1 protein-coding gene is annotated in these 1616 nt (G+C 77.0%); it reads right to left on the reverse strand.

Annotated elements, in window-relative coordinates; genetic code table 11:
• Window positions 1-1616: beta-ketoacyl synthase N-terminal-like domain-containing protein (locus ACWENR_RS30740; protein WP_452280435.1), on the reverse strand; the 1616-nt coding region annotated here is incomplete at both ends.

Here is a 1616-nt window from a genome sequence, read left to right on the forward strand (position 1 = left end):
CCGAACGACGACACCGCCGCGCGGCGGGGCCGGTCGACGGCCGGCCACGGCCGCGCCTCGGTGAGCAGGGCGACGGACCCGGTCGTCCAGTCGATGTGCGGGGACGGCTGCTCGGCGTGCAGGGTGGGGGGCAGCACGCCGTGCCGCATCGCCAGCACCATCTTGATCACACCGGCGACGCCGGCCGCGGCCTGGGCGTGACCGATGTTCGACTTGACCGACCCGAGCCACAGCGGCCGGTCCTGCGGCCGGCCCTGCCCGTACGTGGCCAGCAGCGCCTGCGCCTCGATCGGGTCACCGAGGGCCGTGCCGGTGCCGTGCGCCTCGACGGCGTCCACGTCGGCGGCGGCGAGCCGGGCGTTGGCCAGGGCCTGCCGGATCACCCGCTGCTGGGCGGGGCCGTTCGGCGCGGTGAGGCCGCTGCTGGCGCCGTCCTGGTTGACCGCGCTGCCGCGCACGACGGCGAGGACGCGGTGGCCGTTGCGCCGGGCGTCGGAGAGGCGCTCCAGCAGCAGCATGCCGGCGCCCTCGGCGAAGCCGGTGCCGTCGGCGCCCGCGCCGAACGCCTTGCACCGCCCGTCGGCGGACAGGCCGCGCTGCCGGGAGAACTCGGTGAGCATGCCGGGGGTGGACATGACGCTCACCCCGCCGGCGAGCGCGAGCCGGCACTCGTCCTGCCGCAGCGCCTGGGTGGCCAGGTGCAGGGCCACCAGCGAGGACGAGCAGGCGGTGTCGACGGTGACGGCGGGGCCCTCCAGGCCGAACAGGTACGAGATGCGGCCCGAGGCGACGCTGCCGGCGCTGCCGTTGCCGACGTGGCCGCCCACGTCGTCGGCGGTGCCGGCGGCCTGGGAGGCGTAGTCGTGGTAGATGAGCCCGACGTAGACGCCGGTGCTGCTGCCCCGCGCCGTGTGCGGGTCGATGCCGGCCCGCTCGAAGGCCTCCCAGGAGGTCTCCAGCAGCAGCCGCTGCTGCGGGTCCATCGCGAGGGCCTCGCGGGGCGAGATCCCGAAGAAGGCGGCGTCGAACTGGGCGGCGTCGTGGAGGAAGCCGCCGTGGCGCGGCACGGAGGCGGCGTCCTCGCCGTCGGCGCGCAGGTCGTCCAGGTTCCAGCCCCGGTCGGTGGGGAACGGCGAGATGACGTCGGCGCCGGCGGTGACCACGTCCCAGAGCTGCTCGGGGGTCTGCACGTCGCCGGGGAACCGGCAGGCCATGCCGATGATGGCGATCGGCTCGTCGAGGGCGGCGGCGGTGCCGACGGCGACGGGCCGGTCGGCCGCCGCGCCGCCGAGTTCCCGGTCGAGGTACTCGGCGAGCACGGCCGGCGCGGGATAGTCGAACGCCACGGTGGCGGGCAGCCGCAGCCCGGTCGCGGCGCCCAGCCGGTTGCGCAGCTCCACGGAGGTGAGCGAGTCGAAGCCCAGCTCCTTGAAGGGGCGCTGGGTGTCGACGCTCTCCGCCGAGCGGTGCCCGAGCACGGCGGCCACGCCGGTGGCCACCAGGTCGAGCAGGTGGTCGCGCCGCTGCGCGGGGCTGAGCGCCGCCAGCCGGTCCCGCACCGAGGCGGTGTCCGCCGGGCCCCGGCCGGCCGCGCGCCGCGCCGGGCCGGTGGCCCG

Source organism: Micromonospora sp. NPDC004336, assembly GCF_053602615.1.